This is a genomic window from Micromonospora endolithica (genome assembly GCF_003626595.1).
Taxonomy (GTDB): domain Bacteria; phylum Actinomycetota; class Actinomycetes; order Mycobacteriales; family Micromonosporaceae; genus Micromonospora; species Micromonospora endolithica.
In genome coordinates this window covers 110,074-130,067 of record NZ_RBAK01000007.1, presented here as the reverse complement: position 1 = coordinate 130,067, position 19,994 = coordinate 110,074, and the positions used below count along the sequence as shown (strand labels likewise).

Here is a 19,994-nt window from a genome sequence, read left to right as displayed (position 1 = left end):
CCGCCGTCGAGATCGCGCTGGACGTCCGCACCCAGCGGCGCACGCGGGTGAAGAGGACCCTCCCCGCATCGACCGCCCGGATCGCCCTCCCACGCGGAGGGTGGACGCCCGCGGACGGCGGGCGTTAAGAAGGGGCCCTTCCTCTACCGCAGGCGTTAAGAAGGGGCCCTTCCTTACACCGCGACGGGGTGTTCGGCGCGTACGGCGGTGGCTTCGGCGCGGGCGACGGGCCCGGCGGGCAGGCCGGCGACCACGGCGCCGACGGCGACCGCGGCGCCGGCGAAGAGGAACGCCGCGGGCACGCCGCCGGCGTGGTCGACGATCAGCCCGGCCACCGCGCCGCCGGCGGCGCTGGCGCCGACCGACATGGTGACGACCCAGGTGTACGCCTCGTTCAGCATGCCGGTCGGGGAGATCCGCCCGATCAGGGTGTTCTCCAGGGTGAGCGCGGGTGCGATGGTCGCACCGCCGATGATCAGCGCGGTGCCGAGCGCCAGCGGGGTGGGCATCACCGCGAAGACCGCGAAGGTGGCCGCCACCGCGCCGAGCAGCAGGCCGAACTGCCGGCTCATGTTGCGCGCGGGCCTGCGGACACCGAACCAGAACCCGCCGACGGCGCTGCCGATCCCCCAGACCGCCAGCAGCAGGCCGGCGAGGCTGTCCGGGTCGTCGGTCGGGTAGGCGGTGGCGAAGGCGGGCACGGTGACCCCGGCGGCGCCGAACGCGATGCCGAGGCTGGCCACGCAGATCAACAGGGCCGGGAAGCCGGGGACACGCAGCGGGCCGAGCCCCCGGGTGCGGTGCTCGCGGGAGTGCGGTCGCCAGCCGCGCATCACCCGGCCGAGCGCCACCGCGGCGGTGCCGACCAGGGTGACGACGGCCGAGCCGATCAGGGCGGCGCCGGCGTCGGCGACCAGGACGAAGCCGGCGACGAGCAGTGGTCCGAGCACGAAGACGATCTCGAAGAGGGTGGTCTCCGCGGCCAGGGCGGTGTTGCGCAGGTGCCACCGGCCGGAGGCGGGCGAGGTGAGTTCGTTCCACGCGCCCCGGATGGCGGCGGTCAGCGGCGGGTAGGTGGCTCCGGCCACGCCGGCGGCCACGAAGATCAGGGCCAGGCTGCCGGAGTCGGCGCGGGCGGCCCAGAGCAGCCCGAGCAGGGCCAGCGGGTGGGCGACGGCGGTGCCGAGCAGCACCGGGCTGGGGCCGATCCGGTCGGCGATCCGCCCGGCGACCGGAGACAGGGCGGCACCGGAGAGGGCGTAGATGCCCCCGGCGACGGCGGCCAGCGAGTAGCGGCCGGTGACCTGCTCGACGACGAGCAGCAGGGCCAGCGGGGTCATCCCGATGCCCAGCCGGCCGACGATCCCGGTGACCAGCAGCATCGGTCCGCCGGGGATTCGCCAGACGCCCAGATACTGGCGCGGACCGGCCACGGTGAACCTCCGGGATGTAATGAGCGATAGCCGATCCGACCCTAACGCTCACGGTCCCGGCGGGGAATCGAAAAAGCCGCCCGCGCCCGGACGAACCGGGCGCGGGCGACGGAGGTCACCTGGTCAGCGCTGGAATTGCACCGGGCCGGCGTTGGCCGCCATCCGCTCCAGCCGGGCCACCCGCTCCTCCATCTTCGGGTGGGTGGAGAAGAGCGCGGCGATGCCGCCGCCCCGCTTGAACGGGTTGTCGATCATCAGGTGCGCGGTGCTGGTGAGCTGGCCCTGCGCCGGCAGCGGCCGGGTCTGGGTGCCCATGTGGATCTTCCGGAGGGCACTGGCCAGGGCCAGCGGGTCGCGGGTCAGCGCGGCGCCCGAGGCGTCCGCCTGGAACTCGCGGCTCCGGCTGATCGCCAGCTGGATGACCGTGGCCGCGATCGGGCCCAGGATGATGGTGAGCAGCAGCACGGCCGGGTTCGGGGCGTCCTCGTCGTCGCCACCGGCCAACGGGATGAAGAAGGCCAGGTTGGCCAGCATGGTGATGATGCCGGCCAGACCGGCCGCCACGCTGGAGATGAGGATGTCGCGGTTGTAGACGTGCGACAGCTCGTGGCCGATCACGCCGCGCAGCTCGCGGTAGTCGAGGACCTCCACGATGCCCTGGGTCACGCAGACGGCCGCGTTCTGCGGGTTCCGGCCGGTGGCGAACGCGTTCGGCTGCGACGTCGGGCTCACGTACAGGCGGGGCATCGGCTGGCCGGCCTCGGTGGCCAGCTCACGGACCATCCGGTACAGCTCGGGGAACTGTGCCTCGCTGACCGGTTGCGCCCGCATCGAGCGCAACGCGAGCTTGTCCGAGTAGAAGTAGGTGACGCCGTTCATCACCAGCGACAGGACGACGGCGATGACCAGGCCGCCACTGCCGCCGAACCAGTAGCCCACCGCCAGGATCAGCGAGGTGAGCAGGCCGAGCAGCGCGGCGGTCTTGAGACGGTTGTGGTGCACGATCACTCCTTCGGTGCACGGACCACCGGGGTCCGTCGACCGGTACAACATCCCGGTACCCGTCAACCATCCGTCGTATGGCTGAAAGTTCGCTGAGATGCCGGCATGCCGCCGGGCAGGTGGGGAACCCGGGAGCCGGTCAGCGCGCGGCGACGTCGAGCAGGAGTTGCGGGGCGAGGCCGATCACCACGGCCACCGCCGTCGTGACGGCCAGCACCGCGCCGACCGTCCGGGCCCGCACGACGGAGCCGACGGCCGGGGAGCCGACGTCGCCGCCCGCCCCGGCCGCCGCCGGTTCGACCGAGGCGACCGGCTCGGCCCAGAGCGTCGCGGTCAGGCGCAGGTAGTAGGCCAGGCCGATCACCGCGTTCACCGCGACCACCACCGCGAGCCAACCCGCGCCGCCGCCGAGCAGCGACCGCACCACGGTCACCTTGGCGAACAGCCCGGCCAGGCCCGGGGGCAGCCCGGCCAGCCCGACCAGGGCCAGGCCGAGGCCGGCCGCCCGCCACGGGTGCCGGCGGGCCGCGCCACGCAGGTCGCCGACCGTGCCGCCGTCGGCGTCGGCCGGGCGCAACGCCACCACGCCCGCGAACGCCGCCAGCTCCAGGACCACGAAGAAGACGGCGTACGCGACGGCGGCCGCGTACACGGCGCTCCGGGCGTCGTCGGCGCGGCCGGACGCCAGGGCGAGCGCGCCGAGCGGGGCGAGGATGTAGCCGGCCTGGGCCACCGACGACCAGGCGAGCAGCCGGACGGTACGCCGCTGGCGCAGCGCCACCAGGTTGCCGACGGTCATGGTGAGCACGGCGAGTCCGGCGAGCACCGGCCCGGTCACGTCGGCCGGCAACGCCCGCTGCACCACGGCCAGCAGGGCCACCACCCCGCCGAGCTTCGAGGCGGTGGAGAGGTACGCGGCGACCGGCAGCGGCGCGCCGTCGTACGTGGCGGGGGCCCAGGCGTGGAACGGCACGGCGGCCACCTTGAACGCCAGCCCGAGCACGACCAGCGCGACCGCGACCGTGGTCAGCGGCAGGTCGCGCAGCTCCGGCCGCTCGGCGAGCAGCGCGCCGATCCGGTCCAGGTGCAGCCCGCCGGTGACCGCGTACAGCAGGGCCGCCCCGAGCAGGGTCAGCGTGGTGGCGACCACGCTGACCACGAAGAACGTGACCGCCGCCTCGGCGCTGGCCAGGCTGCCCCGGCGCAGGCCGACCAGGACGTACAGCGGCAGGGTGAGCGTCTCCACCGCGACGATCAGGGTGATCAGGTCGCCGGCCGCGCCGAGCACCACGCCGCCGGTCATCGAGCAGGCCAGCAGGAAGCAGTACTCCCCTACCGGGGACCGGCCGGCCCGCAGCAGCGGACCGGACAGGCCCAGCACGCCGAGGGTGAGCAGGGCGACGACCACGGCGACCAGGGCCGCCCGACCACCGAAGACGTACGAGCAGTCGGGGCCGACGCAGAACGTCCGCCGCTCGTCGCCGGCGCCGACCAGCGCCGCGCCGGCCGCGGTGGCGACCGCGCCGAGCGCCGCCGTGGCCACGGTGACCCGGGCGCGGGCGACCAGCAGGTCGGCCAGCAGCACCAGCACCGCCGTGCCCGCGGCCAGGTACGCCGGCAGCAGGGCCACGTTGTCGACGCTCTGCACCACGCTGCCGGTCATCGCAGCACCTCCACCAGGGCGTCGACCGGGCCCTCGGCGACGCCCAGCACCAGCGTCGGGACCAGGCCGACGGCGAGCGCGAGCAGCACCAGCGGCACCCACGCGGCCAGCTCCGCGCCGGCCAGGCCCGGCGTGAGCCGGCCCACCACCGGGCTGGGCCGCCCGTGCGTGACCCGGCGCAGCAGCCGCAGGAAGTACGCCGCCGTCAGCGCACCGCCGAACGCGGCGAGCACCGCCAGGGTGGTCCAAAGCGGGCCGCCCACCTCGACGGCGGCGACCACGGCGAACGCCTCGCCCCAGAAGCCGGCCAGGCCGGGCAGCCCGAGCGAGGCGACGGCCGCGAAGCCGAGCAGGCCGGCCAGCCGCGGCGCGGTCTCCCGCAGGCCGGACAGGTCGGCCAGCTCGCCCGTCCCGGTACGGTCCTTGACCGCCCCGGCGAGGAAGAACAGCAGGCCGGTGATCACCCCGTGCGCCACGTTGCCGATCAGCGCCGCCTGGATGCCGGTGGTGGTGAGGGTCGCGACGCCGAGCAGGACGAAGCCCATGTGCCCGACGCTGGAGTACGCGATCAGCCGCTTCAGCTCGGTCTGCGCCAGGCACACCAGCGAACCGACGACGATCGCGGCGACCGCGAGGACACCGAGCACCGGCGCGGCCCAGCGGGCACCCTCCGGTGCGATGCCGACGGCGACCCGGATCAGCCCGTAGGTGCCCATCTTGAGCAGCACCCCGGCGAGCACCACGCTGCCCACCGTCGGGGCCTGCGAGTGCGCGTCGGGCAGCCACGAGTGCAGTGGCCACAGCGGGCTCTTCACCGCGAACGCGAGTGCCAGCAGGGTGAACGCGGCCAGCTGGGTGCCCCGGGACAGTTCCGCGCCGCCGGTGAGCGCGACGATGTCGGCGGTGCCGGCGGCGGCCACCACGACGTACACGCCGACCAACAGCAGCACCGAACCGAACAGTGTGTACAGGGCGAACTTCCGGGCCGCCCGCCGCCGGTCCGGGCCACCCCAGAAGGCGATCACCGCGTACATCGGCAGCAGGACGACCTCGAAGAAGACGAAGAACAGCACCAGGTCCAGGGCGAGGAAGGTGCCCAGGATGCCCACCTCGACGACCAGCAGCAGCGCGACCAGCGCCCGGCCGCTGCCGCCCTCGGGCACCCGCCACAGCGTGTACCCGCAGCACAGCAGGGTCAGCAGCGCGGTCAGCACCACCAGCGGCCAGGAGATGCCGTCCACGCCGAGGTGGAAGCGCAGGTCCAGACCCGGCACCCAGGCCAGGTCTACCTGGTGCCAGGGACGCACCGCCGGGGCCGTGGCACCGTAGCCGAACCACCCGCCGTCGCGGTCGGCCACCAGCGGCAGCGCGGCGAGCAGGGTCAGCGCGGCGACCACCGTGCCGACCATCCGGGCCACCCGGTCGGGCCGGATCGCGGCCACCGCCACCGCGCCGAGCGCCGGCACCGCCAGCACCGCGACCAACAGGAACTCACCCAGCCTCATGCGGCCACTCCGATCAGTGCGGCGGCCAGGCCGATCAGCAGGGCGCCGGCCAGCACGCCGGCCGCCGCGCGGGGCAGCGCGGCCCGGTGCAGCGACGCCAGGCCGCCACCGAGGCCGACCGCGGCCCGGCCGCTGCCGGTGACCGCGCCGTCCACCACCACCTCGTCACCGGTACGCGCGACGCGGGCCAAAGCGTTCGTCGGGCGTACGACCAGGGTGTGCTGGACGTCGTCGAGCCGGAACGCGCGGGCGAACAGCGGACGCAGCGGACCCAGCGCGGTCGCCGGGTCGGCGGCCGGGTCCCGCCGCCAGCGGGCCCAGGCCAGCGCGGCACCGGCCAGGGTGAGCGCCAACGGCAGCAGCAGCTCCGGACCGAGGTGGGCCAGTTCGGGCACGCCGGCCTCCCCGGGCGCGCCGGACCGCAGCCGGCGGGCGAACCCGTCCAGGAAACCGGCCAGTCCGAGCAGCGCGGCCGGCACCGCGAGCAGCACCACCGGCCAGCGCATCACCGCGGGCGGGTCGTGCGGGTGGGCCAGCGGCAGGCGCGGCTCGCCGAAGAAGGTGCGCAGCAGCAGGCGGGTGGCGTACCAGGCGGTCAGCGCCACGCCGACCAGCCCGGCCAGCCAGACCAGCCAGCCCACCCAGGTCGGGGCCGGGCCGGCACCGTGCAGGGCGGCGTCCTGGGCGGCGACGAGCACGCCGTCCTTGCTCCAGAAACCCGACAGGGGTGGCAACCCGGCCAGCGCGCCGAGACCGACCGCCGTGCACCAGAAGGTCACCGGCATGGTCTGCCGGAGCCCGCCCATCCGGGACGTCAGCGTGGTGCCCACGGCGTGGATCACCGCACCGGCGGCGAGGAACAGCAGCGCCTTGAAGGCGGCGTGGGTGAGCAGGTGGAACAGCGCGGCCGGCGGGGAGCCGACGGCCAACGCGCCGGTCATGTAGCCGATCTGGGAGACCGTGGACCAGGCCAGCACGCGCTTCAGGTCGTCCTGGGCGGTGGCCGCCAGCGCACCCAGCAGCAGGGTGACCGAGGCCATCACCCCGAGCACGGCCAGTGCCACCGGGGCGGCCTCGAACAGCGGCCAGAGCCGGCTCACCGCGTAGACGCCGGCGGCCACCATGGTCGCCGCGTGGATCAGCGCCGAGATCGGGGTCGGGCCGGCCATCGCGTCCGGCAGCCAGGTGTGCAGCGGGAACTGCGCGCTCTTGCCGGCCACCCCGGCGAGCAGCAGCAGGCACGCGGCGGTGAGCGTGCCGGTCGCGTGGTCGTGGGCGAGCACGTCGGCGATCCGGAAGCTGCCGGCGCTCACCCCGAGCAGCGCGATACCGAGCAGGAAACCCACGTCGCCGACCCGGGTCACCAGGAACGCCTTCACCGCCGCGGCGGGCGCCTCCGGCAGTCGCCGGTCGTGCGCGATGAGCAGGTACGAGCAGAGGCCCATCACCTCCCAGCCGACCAGCAGCAGGATCAGGTCCCCGGAGACCACCACCAGCAGCATCGCGGCGGTGAAGAGACTGATCTGCGCCGCGTACGGCGGGTAGCGGTGGTCGACGTCGACGTCGTCGTGCGGGCCACGCCGCAGGTAGCCGACCGAGTAGACCTGCACGGCCAGCGCCACCGCGGTCACCGCGACGGCCACCAGCGCGGCGGCACCGTCCAGCCGGACCCCCAGGCTCACCGCCAGCCCGCCCAGGTCCACCCAGGTCGTGGCCGCCTCGGCCGACCCGTCCAGGGTCACCAGCAGGGCGACCGCGACCAGCAGCGCTCCCGCCGCGCCGGCCACCCCCAGCCCGGCCGCCGCCCGCCGGGCGGACTCCCGGCCGGTGTCCCCGTCGGGCGGGAGCAGCAGACCGACCAGGCCGGCCACCAGCGGTACGGCCGGCAGCAGCCCGCCGAGCAACGTCGTCGCGCTCATGAGGCCTTCCGCTCCCCCGTCGCTGGACTGCCGACCGCGCCGGCGACGGCCGGCGTCGGGTCCTCGGTCAACGGGACCTCGTCCACGGCGACGCTGGCCCGCAGCCGGTAGAGCTGGAGCACGATCGCCAGGCCCACCCCGATCTCGGCGGCGGCCAGCACGATCACGAACAGCGCGAACACCTGACCACCGTGCGGAAGCTGCGCCCGGACCGTGGTGTCGGCGGTGACCAGGATCAGGTTGACCGCGTTGAGCATCAGCTCGACGGCCATCAGCACCAGCACCGCGTTGCGCCGGCGCAGCACGCCGTACACGCCGAGGCCGAACAGCAGCGCCGCCGTGACGTACGGGATGACCGGCCTCACCGGGCGGCCCGCTCGTCGTCGCCGGTGGCGTCCCGGCGGCCGATGTCCGGACGGGACAGCACGATCGCGCCGACCAGCGCGGAGAGCAGCAGCACCGACAACACCTCGAACGGCAGCACCCAGGAGCCGAAGATCTGCTCACCGATGCGTTCGGCGGAGCCCGGCTCGGGCAGGTCCACGGCCGTCCACCGGTACGTGTCGACCAGCAGCGCGGCCAGCCCCAGCCCGGTGCCGCCGCCGATCAGCGCGGCCGGCCAACCCGGCCGGTCCAGGTCGTCGGAGGCGCCGATCGGCGCCCGGGTGAGCATCACCGCGAACAGCAGCAGCACCACCACCGCGCCGACGTAGATCAGCACCTGCACCCAGGCGACCAGTTCGGCGGTCAGCACCAGGTAGAGGCCGGCCAGCGCACCCAGGCAGACCACCAGGTAGAGGCCGGCCCGGACCAGGTGCCGGGTGCTCACCACGAGCACTGCCGACCCCACGGCCACCGCGCCGAGCGCCAGCAGCAGCACGTCCACACCGGTCACGACGCCGAGCCCTCCCCGGCGGTGTCCCCCGGCGCGGCAGCGCCGCCTTCCCGGTCGGGCTCCGGGCGCACTCCCGGGGTGGTCGGACGGGCGGCGGGGCTGGCCGGGACCGCGGCCTTGCGCGCGGCGGCGGTCTCCTCCTTCGCCGGCTCGCCGTGCGGGTCGTGCGCGGGCGGCGGCGGCACGGTCGCCATCCACTCCCCGAGGTGGTCCTTGTCGTGCAGCAGATCCTTGATGTCGTACTCGGCGTACTCGAACTCCGGCGACCAGTAGAGCGCGTCGAAGGGGCAGACCTCGATGCAGATGCCGCAGTACATGCAGAGCGAGAAGTCGATGTCGAACCGGTCGAGCACGTTGCGCTGGCGGGGGCGGGCGGCGCCGGGCACCGCCACCTCCTCCTTGTGCGAGTCGATGTAGATGCACCAGTCCGGACACTCGCGGGCGCAGAGCATGCAGACCGTGCAGTTCTCCTCCAGCAGCGCGATCACCCCACGCGAGCGGGGCGGCAGCTCGGGGGCGACGTCCGGGTACTGCTGGGTGGTGCTGCGCTGCGTCATCGTCTTCAACGTGACCGCGAGCCCCTTCACCAGACCCGCGCCGGGCAGGCCGCGCTCGCCGGTGGTGCCCGGGTCGGTGCGCTCGCCGCTGTCGGTCATGCCGCCCATCCTGCCCTGTGCCCCCGGCGCGCGCGACCACCACCCGGGCATCGGCGGGAGTACGGTGACCGTGGGGAGAACGACACACCGGAAGGGATCCATCCATGACCGCCGCGCTGCACGGCGACTACCCCCCGGAGGGCGGGTGGACGACGGACGACCTCGACGCACTGCCCGAGGACGGCCGGCGCCGCGAACTTCTCGACGGAGTGCTGTTGATGTCCCCCTCCCCCACCCGCACGCACCAGATCATCGCCGGCCGCCTGATGGTCGCCCTCGAAGCAGACTGCCCGGACGAGTACGACGTGACCCAGGGTGTCGAGGTACGGATCAACCGCACCCGGTCCTTCGTCCCCGACGTGCTGGTGACCACCTCGGTCGCGGCGGTCCGCGAGCCGTCGAGGTACGAGCCGCACGAGGTGGTGCTCGCCGTCGAGATCGTCTCGCCGAGCAGCCGCTCGATCGATCGGGTGTTGAAGCCGGCGCTCTACGCGCAGGCCGGCATCCCGTTCTACTGGCGGATCGAGACGGAGGACGGCGCGCTGCAGGTCGTCACCTACCGGATCGACGCCGTGAACGAGGTCTACGTCGAGACCGGGCGGTGGGCGAAATTCCTCGACACCGGTGAGCCCTTCCCGATCAACCTGCCGATCAGTCGGATCACGCCCCGGGCCCGGTGACGCCGCCCAGCGGCGGGAGCATCTCGACGCCGAGCTGCTGGAGGAGCTGGAACAGCTCGTTGCAGCTCCACACGTCGACGATCCGGCCGGCGTCGTCGAAGCGCAGGAACGTCGCCCCCGAGTAGCTGACCACCTGCCCGGTCGGCGGCACCGGGCCGAACTGCCCGGCCTGGGTGCCGGCGGCCCGCCAGCGCACCGCCACCCGGTTCCCGGTCGCCACCAGGTCCACGATCTTGTAGCGCAGGTCCGGGAAGGCCGCCCGCCGTTCCCGGTGCCAGGCCAGTGTCGCCTCCGGGCCGGCCCCGCCGAGCCCCGGGCAGCCCGGTCCGACCAGCTCGTGGGCCGACTCCTCCCGGTTGCCGTTCCACACGTCGGCGACGAAACGGCGGGCGGCGGTCTCCACGTCGGTCATCGCGGCAGCCTAGCCCGTCGCCCGGACCAGCGCTCCGTGCGCCGGACGACCCGGGACCGGCGCCCAGGACCCGTGCTCGGCGCGCCGGACGGCCCGGGAGCAGCAATGATGGGAAGCGACGGCGACGACGGCGGAGGTGGCGGGCGTGGGCGGGACAACCGGGAACGGTACGGGCGGCGGCGGCGAGGTCTTGGAGCGCACCGGCGGGAAGTACGTCGAACCGGGCGGCGAGTTCACCCGCGACCAGCGCTACATCGCCACCCGGATCACCGCCGACGGGCGGGACGGCTGGCCGGTCGAGCCCGGAAGGTACCGGCTGGCGGTCAGCCGGGCCTGCCCGTGGGCGAACCGGCTGATCATCGTTCGGCGGCTGCTGGGCCTGGAGGACGCCCTCTCGATGGCGGTGGCCGGTCCCACCCACGACAAGCGGAGCTGGACGTTCGACCTGGACCCGGACGGGCGGGACCCGGTGCTGGGCATCGAACGGCTGGCCGAGGCGTACTTCGCGCGGTTCCCGGGCTACGACCGGGGCATCACCGTGCCGGCGATCGTGGACGTGCCGACCGGGCAGGTGGTCACCAACGACTACGCCCGGATGAGCCTGGACCTGTCCGCGGAGTGGACCGCGTACCACCGCGAGGGCGCCCCGGACCTGTACCCGGAGCGGTTGCGCGACGAGATCGACGAGGTCAACGCGGTGGTCTTCACCGACGTGAACAACGGCGTCTACCGGTGCGGCTTCGCCGGCGGCCAGGAGGCGTACGAGAAGGCGTACCACCAGCTCTTCGACCGGCTGGACTGGTTGACCGACCGGCTGCGCGGGCAGCGCTACCTGGTCGGCGACACGATCACCGAGGCGGACGTGCGGCTGTTCACCACGCTGGTCCGCTTCGACCCGGTCTACCACGGCCACTTCAAGTGCAACCGGCAGAAGCTCAGCGAGATGCCGGTGCTGTGGGCGTACGCGCGGGACCTGTTCACCACGCCCGGGTTCGGCGACACGATCGACTTCGACCACATCAAGCGGCACTACTACGAGGTGCACCGGGACATCAACCCGACCGGTGTGGTGCCACTCGGCCCGGACCTGTCCAACTGGCTCACCCCGCACCACCGGGAGGAGTTGGGTGGCCGTCCCTTCGGCGACGGCACCCCACCACCCCCGCCGCCACCCGCCGAACGCGTCGACCCCGTCCACACCCCGCTCCGCTGACCGCCGTGCCGCCGCCCGACCGTCGGGTCGGCGGGGCGGCGGTCCGCGTCACCGGTCCAGGATCTCCAGGTAGTACGGGTTGTACATGATGCGAGCACATTGCCGAACGGGTCGACCACCGCGGCCGTCACGAACCGGCCTCCCTCGGGGTGATCGGCTGGTACTCCCGGGCACCCATCGACAGGAGCCTCCCGAACGTCGCCGCGTCCCTGCGGTGCGCCGCGAGGGGTTCCGCGTTAACAAGGGGCCCTTCCTCTACCGGAGGCGTTAAGAAGGGGCCCTTCCTTACAGGGCTACGCGGACGGCGGCGGTGAGCACCAGCTGGGCCAGGGCGACGGGGACGAGGACCAGCCAGCAGAGGCGTTGGAGTTGGTCCTCGCGCAGGCGTGGGTAGCTCACCCGGAGCCAGATGATCATGAAGGAGACGGCGAACACCTTCACCAGCGTCCACAACCAGCCGAGCTGGGCGTCGGCGAACGGGCCCTGCCAGCCGCCGAGGAACAGCACGGTGGTCAGGGCGGCGATCACCACGATGCCGACGTACTCGGCGAGCAGGAAGAACGCGAACCGCAGCCCGGTGTACTCGGTCATGTAGCCGAAGACCAGCTCCGAGTCGGCCACCGGCATGTCGAACGGTGGCCGGCGGATCTCGGCGACCCCGGCGACGAAGAAGACCATCATCGCGGGCGCCTGCCAGAGCAGCCACCACGGCTGCCACGCCTCGACGATCCCGGGCAGGCTGAGCGTGCCGGCCGCCATCGCCACCGACGCGGCGGCCAGCACCAGCGGCAGCTCGTAGCCGAGCAGCTGGGCCGCGCCGCGCAGGCCGCCCAGCAGGGCGTACTTGTTGGCCGACGCCCACGCCGACATCAGCACCGCCACCACGCCGACGCCGACCACGGCGAGCACGAAGAACAGCCCGATGTCCAGCGGCTGCGCCACCAGGTCGCCCGGCCCGAGCGGGATCACCAGCAGCACCAGCAGGTAGGGCAGCAGCGCGACGACCGGGGCGAGCCGGAAGACCGACCGGTCCGCCTCGCGGGGCGTGATGTCCTCCTTCTGCACGAACTTCACGCCGTCGGCGATCAGTTGCGCCCACCCGTGGAAGCCGCCCGCGTACATCGGGCCGAGCCGGCCCTGCATGTGCGCCATCACCTTGTGCTCGACCTGGCCGACGATCAGCGGGAGGGTCAGGAACGCGACCAGCACGCCGCCCACCCGCAGCGCCAGTTCCCACCACAGCGGCATCAGGACGTACCTCCGTCGTCGCCGGCCCGCTCGGTGGCCGCCGGGCCGTGCGGCGAGGGCCGGTCCGCGGGCGGGCCGGACCGGACCGGACCGTCGCCGGCTCCACCGGTCGCTCCGGGCAGCGGCCCGGCGCCGGCCGCCGGTTCGGCGACGTCGGGGCCACGCGAATCGGTGGGCGCCGGGCCGTCGGCGGCGCCGGCCGGTCCGGTCGTACGCGCCGGACGGGCACCCGGAGCGGGTCGCGCCGGACGCTCCCGGGCCGGGCGGGCCGGGGTGCCGCCACGCGGCCCCTCACCCTGTCCACCCGCGCCGGCCGGCGTCGGTGTGGTGCCCCACTCCCCCGGTGCCGGCACACCAGGTGGCCGGATCGGCCGCCGTCCACCGCCCGCCTCGGACTCGCCCGGTTCCTTCGCGCCCGGCCACGGCTTGGCGACCCGGGAGGCGAGCACGAACTCCTTGCGCAGCGGGTGTCCCTCGAACTCCGGTGGCAGCAGCAACGGAAGCAGCCCGGCGTGCCCGGCGAAGTCGATGCCGAACATCTCGTGGGTCTCCCGCTCGTGCCACGCCGCCCCGGGGAACACGTCCACCACCGAGGCGACGGTGGGCGTCGCGCGGGGTACCCGGGTGCGCAGCAGGACACCGTGCCGCCGGGTGGTGGACCAGAGGTGGACGACCACGTCGAAGCCGTCGGCCAGCTCGTCGACGGCGGAGAGCCAGTCGAAGAAGTCGCAGGCCAGCTCGGCGTCGTCACGGGCGGCCCGGAGCGCGTCGGACCAGGCCGCCACCGGCACGTCGACGGTCGCCCGGGCGTACGCCTGACCGCCCGACACCGACGGCGTCACCTCGGCGGGCGCGAGCAGCGCGACCATCCGCTGGCCGACCTCTTCCGGAGTCATGCCGCTGATCCTATGGCCGGCGGCGCGCATCGGTGTCGAGCCGCCCGTGCGACGGGCATCTGCCGCGTTCACCCGGCGCACCGGGACCGGCCGGGGAAAGATGAGGTTCGTGCGCGCTGTGACTGTGTCTCCCGGTGTCTCCGACTCGCTGCGTCTGGTCGAGGACTGGCCCGAGCCCGCCCCGGAGGAGGGCTCGATCCTGGTCGAGGCGCTGGCGGTGGGCATCTGCGGCACCGACCAGGAGATCATCGCCGGGCACTACGGCGAGCCGCCGCCGGGCCAGGAACGGCTGGTCATCGGGCACGAGTCGCTGGGCCGGGTGCTGGAGGACCCGACCGGCACCCTCCAGCGGGGCGACCTGGTGGCCGGTGTGGTCCGGCACCCCGACCCGGTGCCCTGCCCGAGCTGCGCGGTGGACGAGTGGGACATGTGCCGCAACGGGCGGTACACCGAGCACGGCATCAAGGGTCTGCCCGGTTTCGCCCGGGACCGGTGGCGGGTGCAGCCGAAGTTCGCCGTCGGGCTGGACCCGGTCCTCGCCCCGGTCGGGATGCTCCTGGAACCGGCCAGTGTGGTCGCCAAGGCGTGGGACCACATCGAGCGGATCGGCGCCCGCACCGAGTGGAAGCCGCAGTCCGTGCTGGTCACCGGCGCCGGTCCGATCGGCCTGTTGGCCGCGCTGCTGGCCACCCAGCGGGGCCTGGCGGTGCACGTGCTGGACCGGAACACCACCGGGCCGAAGCCGGACCTGGTCCGGGCGCTCGGGGCCACGTACCACACGGTGCCGGTGAACGAGCTGGACCTGGAGCCGGACGTGGTGGTCGAGTGCACCGGCGCGCCGGTGGTCGTGCTGGAGGCGATGTGCAAGGTCGGGCCGACCGGCATCGTCTGCCTGACCGGCGTGTCCAGCGGCGGCCGGACCATCGACTTCGACGCCGGGGCGCTGAACCGGGCGCTGGTGCTGGAGAACAACGTGGTCTTCGGCTCGGTGAACGCCAACCGGCGGCACTGGGAGCAGGCCGCCGTGGCGCTGGCGCGGGCCGACCAGACCTGGCTGAACTCGCTGATCACCCGCCGGGTGCCGATGTCCGACTTCGCCTCGGCGTACGAGCACACCGGCCAGGACATCAAGGTGGTCCTCGACTTCGCCTCCTGAGCCGGCCCGCCGGGCCCGTGCCGTTCCCGGGCCCGGCGGGCACCGCTCAGATGCCGGGCAGCCGACCGTTGCGGAAGAGGTCCACGAAGAGCTGGTGGTCGGCGCGGGCGCGGACGCCGTACGCGTGGGCGAAGTCGACCAGGTGGCCGACGAAGCCGTCCTCGTCGGCGTCCACCGCGGCCACGATCGCCTCCTCGGTGGAGTAGTCGACCAGGTCGTGACTGGACTCGTCGTCGGCGACCGAGTGCATCCGGGCCACCGCGTGGCCCAGCTGGCCGAGGACCCCGTCCAGTTCCTCCGGCTCGTTGACGTCCGCCCAGTCCAGGTCCGCCGCGTACGGCGACACCTCGGCGACGAGCTGCCCCACGCCGCCCAGCTCGGTGTAGCCCAGCCACGGGTCCGCGTACGCCTGGAGGGCCCGCTGCGACTCGGCGGTGCGGTGCCCCTGGTGCCGGAAGTAACCGCGGACCGTCGCGTCGGTGATGTGCCGCGCCACCGCCGGCACCTGGGCCTGTTTCATGTAGAGGACGACGTCGTTCTCCAGCGCCTGGGTGTGCCCCTCCAGCAGCAGGTTGTACGACGGGAGGCCGGCCGAGCCGATGCCGACGCCCTTGCGCAGCACCACGTCCTTGATCTTCGCGGCGACCGGGCGCAGCTGCGCGGCCGAGGGCGGTCGGGTGTCCAGGTAGCCCTCGTACGCGGCGCAGACCCGGGCCCGGGTGTCCTCGTCGATCTCGAAGACGCCGTCGCCGAGGGAGAACCGCCGCTCGTAGTTGTCGACCGTGGTCTGCGCGCCGAGCAGGTCTACCCGGGTGTTGAGCCGGGCCTGTCGGAGCACCCGCAGCAGGACACCGTCGGCGGTGTCCAGGGTGATCGACCCGATCGCGTCGTCCCCGCCGGTGGCGATGCCCCGCAGCTCGGCCAGGTACGACCGGGCGAACGTGCCGACCAGGTCCCCGATCACCGCGTCGGACAGCGCCTTGGCGTAGCCGAGCAACGCGACGCTGGCCGCGAAGCGCTTCAGGTCCCAGGAGAACGGCCCGACGTACGCCTCGTCGAAGTCGTTGACGTTGAACACCAGCTGCCCGGAGGCGTTCATGTAGGTGCCGAAGTTCTCCGCGTGCAGATCGCCGTGGATCCACACCCGGCCGGTCCGCTCGTCGAGGAACGCGTCGTCGGCGAAGTCGCCGCGCTGGTCGGCGTAGAAGAGCGCGGCGCTGCCCCGATAGAAGGCGAACGGTGACGCCGCCATCTTGCGGAATTTCCGGCGGAACGCCGCCGGGTCGAGAGCCATCGACTCACCGAACTCCTCGGTGAGCACGTCGACGATGAAGGCGGAACGCCGTCCCGCGGAGTCGTTCATGGGCCGCAGGCTAACCCCCGTACGCCACCGTGACCCCCGAACTAGGGGTTCGGGCGACGGACCGGCGGGGCGGTCAGGGAGGCCGCGTCGCGCGGGGGCGCGGCGTCGAGCGGCGGGGCCAGCACGTCGGGGCGGGACACGCCGCCGAGGCCGGACTGCTCGGCGGCGATCTTCTCCTGCAACCGCAGGATGCCGTGCAGCAGGGCCTCCGGGCGGGGTGGGCAGCCGGGCACGTAGACGTCGACCGGGATGAGCTGGTCGACACCCTTGGTGACCGAGTACGAGTCCCAGTAGGGGCCGCCGCAGTTGGAGCACGCGCCGAACGAGATGACGTACTTCGGCTCGGGCATCTGGTCGTAGAGCCGCTTGATCGCCGGGGCCATCTTGTCGGTGACCGTGCCGGAGACGACCATCAGGTCCGCCTGCCGGGGCCCGTGGGCGAACGGGATCACGCCGAGCCGGATGAAGTCGTGCCGGCCCATGCTGGTGGCGATGAACTCGATCGCGCAGCACGCCAGGCCGAAGTTGAAGACCCAGAGCGAGTAACGGCGTCCCCAGTTCAGCACGAACCGGATCGGCTCGCCGAGCACGGCCGGCAGCTGCACCTCGGGCCTCCCTCGCGTGTCCCCGGTCCGACAGTCAACCACAGCGCGCCGATCCCGGTCGCCGTTCACCAGGACGGGCGTTGCAGCAGGGCGACGAACTCGACCAGCAGTCGCTCCCGGACTGCCGGCGGGGCGGCGTTGAGCAGCGTGTTGACCGGCGCCATCCGGTCCGGGACCGGCGCGCCGCCGACCCCGCCGAGGCCCAGCCCGGCGGCCAGCCCGCCGACCAGCTCCGGGGTGAGCGCTTCCGGGGTCAGGCTGCCGGCCAGCGCCAGCAGGTCACCGGGCAGTGGCACCGGCCCGGCGGCCCCGGCGGCCGCCACCGCCGCCGCGAGGTCGGGAGCGAACTCCCCGACCCGGGGCGCCACCGACGCGGTCACCGTCAGGTGCACGCTCGGCGGCAGGTCGGCGTACGCGAGCTGGGGCTGGGTGTGCCAGCCCCGGGCGGCCAGCTCGTCGACGAGCACGAACAGGTCCGGGCCGCCGTCGGTGGCGGTGAAGCAGACCACCGTGGACTCCGGCTCGGCCATCAGCCGCAGGCCGGGGGTCTCCCGCACCGCGTCGGCCAGCCCGGTCACCGCGTCCCGGGTCGCCCCGGCCAGCCGCAGGTAGCCGTCCTCGCCGAGGTGCCGCAGGGTGGCGTACGCGGCGGCGATCGGCCCGCCGGAGCGGGTGGAGGCGATCACCGGATTGACCATCGTGTAGCCGGGCCAGTCGGCGTACGCGAAGTACTGCGGGGCGCGCAGGGCCGGGTCCCGGTGCAGCAGGACCGAGACGCCCTTCGGCGCGTACGCGTACTTGTGCAGGTCCACCGAGATCGAGGTGACTCCCGGCACGGCGAAGTCGAACGGGGGGATCGGCTCGCCGAGGCGGCGCAGCCAGGGCAACGCCCAGCCGCCGAAGCAGGCGTCCACGTGGCAGCGCACCCCGGCGGCGGCGGCCACCCGGGCGATCGCCTCGACCGGGTCCACCACGCCGTGCGCGTAGGAGGGTGCGGAGCAGGCCACCAGCACGGTGTCCGGGCCGATCGCGGCGGCCACGTCGGCCGGATCGGGCCGCAACGTGGTCGCCGACACCGGCACCGTGTCCACCGCCACCCGCAGGTAGTGCCCCGCCTTGGCGAACGCCGCGTGCGCGCTGGCCGGCACCACGATCCGGGGCGCGGCGATCTCCGGGTGCGCGTCCCGGGCGGTCTTCACGGCCAGGATCAGCGACTCGGTGCCACCGCTGGTGACGCTGCCGACCACGTCCGGCGCGCCGGTGTCGGGGCCACCGCCGAGCAGCCGGGCGGCGGCGCCGACCAGCGCGTTCTCCATCGCCAGCAGGGACGGGAACGCGGTCGGGTCCAGCCCGTTGACGTGGGCGCTCTCCGCGTGGGCGGCGGCGGTCAGCGCGTCCAGGCCCGGCACCGCCGGGTCGTAGACGTACGCGAACAGCCGCCCGCCGTGCGTCGGCCGGTCCCGCCCGCGCAGGGCACGTACCTCGTCGAGCACCGCGTCGGCCGGCACCCCGTGGACGGGCAGTGCGGTGGTGTCCTCGTCGATCATGAAGTGACGGCGCCCCTCTCGTGGGGATCAACGACGTTTTCCGGCCGGGGCGACTCCACGCCGGTCAGGCGGTCCGGGGTGAGGTCGTACCGGCGGAGCAGGAGGGTCGCCACGCCAACCAGGAGGGCGGGCAGGACGGTGAAGCCGAGCAGGATGCCCAGGCGGGCGGTCCCGGACTGGGTCGCCGCCTGGCCGGTGTCCGAGGAGACGTAGCCGGTGAGCTGGAGCACCAGCCCGAACAGGCCCGGACCGAGCGCCAGGCCGAAGGTCTCTCCGGCCGTCCAGAGGCCGGTGAAGACCCCCGCCTGCCGGCGGCCGGTGCGCGCGGTGTCGTACGCGATGCAGTCCGGGAGCATGGCCAGGGCGAAGACCTGCTGGCCGGCGTACCCGACGCCGATCACCGCGACCAGCAGGTAGACCGCGACGGCCGGCAGCACCGGGGCGGCCACCAGGGCCAGCGCGCCCACCGCGAAGATCAGCGACGCGGCGACCAGGCCGGCCAGCTTGCCGTGTCGCCGGCCCACCCGGCTCCACAGCGGCATCACCAGCAGCGCCGGCGCGACGAAGCAGACGAACAGTACGGTCGGCCCGCCGTCCGGGTTCCGCAGCACCTGGGTGGCGAAGTAGTCGACGCCGGCGAGGATGGTCGCCACCCCGGCGGACTGCACCACGAAACAGAGCAGCAGGGCACGGAACGCCCGGTTGCGCCCGGCCACCGCGAGCTGGGCCCGCAGCGTCGGCTCGCTCTCCGCCACCGTGCCGGTCGGGGCCGAGCGGGTGCCCAGGTAGGCCCCGACCGCCCCGAGCACGATCAGCCCGGCCACGAAGAGCCCCATCCACCGGTGCCCCGGCACGCCACCGCCGCCCGCGTCGCGGACCAGCGGGGCCACCGCGCCGGAGATCAGGATGGCCAGCGCCAGCACCGCGATCCGCCAGGTCATCAGCCGGGTGCGTTCGGTGTAGTCGCCGGTCAGCTCGGCCGGCATCGCCACGTACGACACCTGGAAGAAGGCGAACGCGGTGGCGGTGGCGAGGAAGGCCAGCGCCACGTACGCCCCGGCGGCCGGGCCGGTGCCGAACGGCGCCGCGAAGATCGACGCGAAGAGCACGGCCAGGGCCAGGCCGGCGCCGAGCAGGTACGGCCGGCGGGCCCCCTGGCGGGACCGGGTGCGGTCGGAGATCCGGCCGGCGACCGGGTTGACCAGCACGTCCCACGCCTTGGGCAGGAGCACCAGCAGGGCCGCCACGCCCGCCGCCACGCCGAGCGTGTCGGTCAGGTACGGCAGCAGCAACAGGCCGGGCACGGTGCCGAAGGCGCCGGTGGACAGGGAACCGAGGGCGTACCCGGCGTGCACCCCGCGCGGCAGCCGGCCGGCCGGGGCGTCCCCGGTGACGGCCGGCGGGCTGGTGGTGGGCGAACCGGTTCCAGCCGGCGGCGCGTCCATGGGCCCGAATGTTACTCACGTTATGCCGGCCGTCACATCCCCTCTTCGGGGAGCCAGCTGGCCCGCCGCATGTCCACGCCGGAGCCGCGCAGCGGCGCGCCCTCGGCCAGCAACCGGGCCCGGGCCTCCCGCTCGTGCCCCGGCGGCAGCCGGCCGGACGAGGTCACCACCCGGTGCCAGGGCACCCCGCCACCGTGCCGCGCCATGATCGAGCCGACCAGCCGGGCCGACGCCCGTCCCGACCGGTCGGCGAGCACGTCGGCCACCGCCCCGTACGACATCACCCGCCCCGGCGGGATCCGCTCGACCAGCTCCAGCACCGCCTCGACGTACTCCTCAGGTCCCACGACCCGCCA

Annotated in this window: 18 protein-coding genes and 1 pseudogene; 3 read left to right on the top strand and 16 right to left on the bottom strand. The window is 74.0% G+C overall.

What is annotated here, in order from left to right:
- Positions 1-173 precede the first annotated feature (173 nt).
- The 8 genes from D7223_RS18670 to D7223_RS18635 all read right to left on the bottom strand — a co-directional run bounded on the left by D7223_RS18670 (position 174) and on the right by D7223_RS18635 (position 9,082).
- Positions 174-1,433, bottom strand: coding sequence for an MFS transporter (locus tag D7223_RS18670; RefSeq protein WP_120729700.1), 1,260 nt, complete (start codon positions 1,431-1,433; stop codon positions 174-176).
- A gap of 123 nt (positions 1,434-1,556) precedes the next feature.
- Positions 1,557-2,435: a zinc metalloprotease HtpX gene (gene htpX, locus D7223_RS18665; protein WP_120729916.1), complete on the bottom strand. Its 879-nt coding sequence runs from the start codon at positions 2,433-2,435 to the stop codon at positions 1,557-1,559.
- A 139-nt stretch (positions 2,436-2,574) separates the two neighbouring features.
- Entirely contained in the window at positions 2,575-4,098 is a 1,524-nt protein-coding gene (locus tag D7223_RS18660; protein ID WP_120729699.1) for an NADH-quinone oxidoreductase subunit N, read from the bottom strand.
- Positions 4,095-5,603: a complex I subunit 4 family protein gene (locus D7223_RS18655; RefSeq protein WP_120729698.1), complete on the bottom strand. Its 1,509-nt coding sequence runs from the start codon at positions 5,601-5,603 to the stop codon at positions 4,095-4,097. The genes D7223_RS18660 and D7223_RS18655 overlap by 4 nt, the downstream gene beginning before the upstream one ends.
- On the bottom strand, positions 5,600-7,522 hold the full coding sequence (locus D7223_RS18650) for an NADH-quinone oxidoreductase subunit 5 family protein (protein WP_120729697.1): 1,923 nt from the start codon (positions 7,520-7,522) through the stop codon (positions 5,600-5,602). Before D7223_RS18650 ends, D7223_RS18655 begins: the two co-directional genes overlap by 4 nt.
- Positions 7,519-7,887: an NADH-quinone oxidoreductase subunit NuoK gene (nuoK, locus tag D7223_RS18645; RefSeq protein ID WP_120729696.1), complete on the bottom strand. Its 369-nt coding sequence runs from the start codon at positions 7,885-7,887 to the stop codon at positions 7,519-7,521. Before nuoK ends, D7223_RS18650 begins: the two co-directional genes overlap by 4 nt.
- Positions 7,884-8,417 carry an NADH-quinone oxidoreductase subunit J family protein gene (locus D7223_RS18640; RefSeq protein WP_120729695.1) on the bottom strand — a complete coding sequence of 178 codons (534 nt, stop codon included), beginning with the start codon at positions 8,415-8,417 and terminating at the stop codon, positions 7,884-7,886. The genes nuoK and D7223_RS18640 overlap by 4 nt, the downstream gene beginning before the upstream one ends.
- On the bottom strand, positions 8,414-9,082 hold the full coding sequence (locus D7223_RS18635) for a NuoI/complex I 23 kDa subunit family protein (RefSeq protein WP_120729694.1): 669 nt from the start codon (positions 9,080-9,082) through the stop codon (positions 8,414-8,416). Before D7223_RS18635 ends, D7223_RS18640 begins: the two co-directional genes overlap by 4 nt.
- A gap of 95 nt (positions 9,083-9,177) precedes the next feature.
- Here D7223_RS18635 and D7223_RS18630 point away from each other — a divergent pair, with 95 nt between their 5' ends.
- On the top strand, positions 9,178-9,753 hold the full coding sequence (locus D7223_RS18630; RefSeq protein WP_120729693.1) for a Uma2 family endonuclease: 576 nt from the start codon (positions 9,178-9,180) through the stop codon (positions 9,751-9,753).
- Here D7223_RS18630 and D7223_RS18625 read toward each other — a convergent pair.
- Complete coding sequence (locus D7223_RS18625; RefSeq protein WP_120729692.1) at positions 9,734-10,165, bottom strand: ester cyclase; 432 nt, start codon at positions 10,163-10,165, stop codon at positions 9,734-9,736. The genes D7223_RS18630 and D7223_RS18625 overlap by 20 nt on opposite strands.
- A gap of 145 nt (positions 10,166-10,310) precedes the next feature.
- Between D7223_RS18625 and D7223_RS18620 the strand changes: the two genes are divergently transcribed.
- Positions 10,311-11,378: a glutathione S-transferase family protein gene (locus D7223_RS18620; RefSeq protein ID WP_420330326.1), complete on the top strand. Its 1,068-nt coding sequence runs from the start codon at positions 10,311-10,313 to the stop codon at positions 11,376-11,378.
- 285 nt (positions 11,379-11,663) lie between these two features.
- Here D7223_RS18620 and D7223_RS18615 read toward each other — a convergent pair whose 3' ends face one another.
- Positions 11,664-12,626 carry a complex I subunit 1/NuoH family protein gene (locus tag D7223_RS18615; protein WP_120729691.1) on the bottom strand — a complete coding sequence of 321 codons (963 nt, stop codon included), beginning with the start codon at positions 12,624-12,626 and terminating at the stop codon, positions 11,664-11,666.
- Positions 12,627-12,925: 299 nt separating this feature from the next.
- A pseudogene (locus tag D7223_RS33640) lies at positions 12,926-13,522 on the bottom strand (NADH-quinone oxidoreductase subunit C); the annotation flags it as partial.
- A gap of 109 nt (positions 13,523-13,631) precedes the next feature.
- Here D7223_RS33640 and D7223_RS18605 point away from each other — a divergent pair.
- On the top strand, positions 13,632-14,678 hold the full coding sequence (locus D7223_RS18605) for a glucose 1-dehydrogenase (RefSeq protein WP_186832336.1): 1,047 nt from the start codon (positions 13,632-13,634) through the stop codon (positions 14,676-14,678).
- Between the two features lie 46 nt (positions 14,679-14,724).
- On the opposite strand, the gene D7223_RS18600 is transcribed toward D7223_RS18605, so the two are convergent.
- The 5 genes from D7223_RS18600 to D7223_RS18580 all read right to left on the bottom strand — a co-directional run bounded on the left by D7223_RS18600 (position 14,725) and on the right by D7223_RS18580 (position 19,985).
- Positions 14,725-16,041: a DUF2252 domain-containing protein gene (locus D7223_RS18600; RefSeq protein WP_120729689.1), complete on the bottom strand. Its 1,317-nt coding sequence runs from the start codon at positions 16,039-16,041 to the stop codon at positions 14,725-14,727.
- A gap of 41 nt (positions 16,042-16,082) precedes the next feature.
- Entirely contained in the window at positions 16,083-16,646 is a 564-nt protein-coding gene (locus tag D7223_RS18595; RefSeq protein WP_120729688.1) for an NADH-quinone oxidoreductase subunit B, read from the bottom strand.
- Positions 16,647-16,711: 65 nt separating this feature from the next.
- The gene (locus D7223_RS18590; RefSeq protein WP_120729687.1) at positions 16,712-18,193 is read right to left on the bottom strand and encodes a pyridoxal phosphate-dependent decarboxylase family protein; all 1,482 of its coding nucleotides are present in this window, start codon (positions 18,191-18,193) and stop codon (positions 16,712-16,714) included.
- Positions 18,190-19,638 (bottom strand): MFS transporter, encoded by a 1,449-nt coding sequence (locus tag D7223_RS18585; RefSeq protein WP_120729686.1) that lies wholly within the window; start codon positions 19,636-19,638, stop codon positions 18,190-18,192. Before D7223_RS18585 ends, D7223_RS18590 begins: the two co-directional genes overlap by 4 nt.
- A 32-nt stretch (positions 19,639-19,670) precedes the next feature.
- Positions 19,671-19,985, bottom strand: a complete 315-nt coding sequence (locus tag D7223_RS18580; protein WP_120729685.1) for an MGMT family protein — start codon at positions 19,983-19,985, stop codon at positions 19,671-19,673.
- Between the last annotated feature and the right edge of the window lie 9 nt (positions 19,986-19,994).

Coding starts and splice junctions, on each gene's coding strand:
- D7223_RS18660 (WP_120729699.1), bottom strand. CDS start 4,098: ATGACCGGCAGCGTGGTGCAGAGCGTCGACAACGTGGCCCTGCTGCCG.
- D7223_RS18655 (WP_120729698.1), bottom strand. CDS start 5,603: ATGAGGCTGGGTGAGTTCCTGTTGGTCGCGGTGCTGGCGGTGCCGGCG.
- D7223_RS18650 (WP_120729697.1), bottom strand. CDS start 7,522: ATGAGCGCGACGACGTTGCTCGGCGGGCTGCTGCCGGCCGTACCGCTG.
- D7223_RS18635 (WP_120729694.1), bottom strand. CDS start 9,082: ATGGGCGGCATGACCGACAGCGGCGAGCGCACCGACCCGGGCACCACC.
- D7223_RS18630 (WP_120729693.1), top strand. CDS start 9,178: ATGACCGCCGCGCTGCACGGCGACTACCCCCCGGAGGGCGGGTGGACG.
- D7223_RS18625 (WP_120729692.1), bottom strand. CDS start 10,165: ATGACCGACGTGGAGACCGCCGCCCGCCGTTTCGTCGCCGACGTGTGG.
- D7223_RS18615 (WP_120729691.1), bottom strand. CDS start 12,626: ATGCCGCTGTGGTGGGAACTGGCGCTGCGGGTGGGCGGCGTGCTGGTC.
- D7223_RS18600 (WP_120729689.1), bottom strand. CDS start 16,041: ATGAACGACTCCGCGGGACGGCGTTCCGCCTTCATCGTCGACGTGCTC.
- D7223_RS18590 (WP_120729687.1), bottom strand. CDS start 18,193: ATGATCGACGAGGACACCACCGCACTGCCCGTCCACGGGGTGCCGGCC.
- D7223_RS18585 (WP_120729686.1), bottom strand. CDS start 19,638: ATGGACGCGCCGCCGGCTGGAACCGGTTCGCCCACCACCAGCCCGCCG.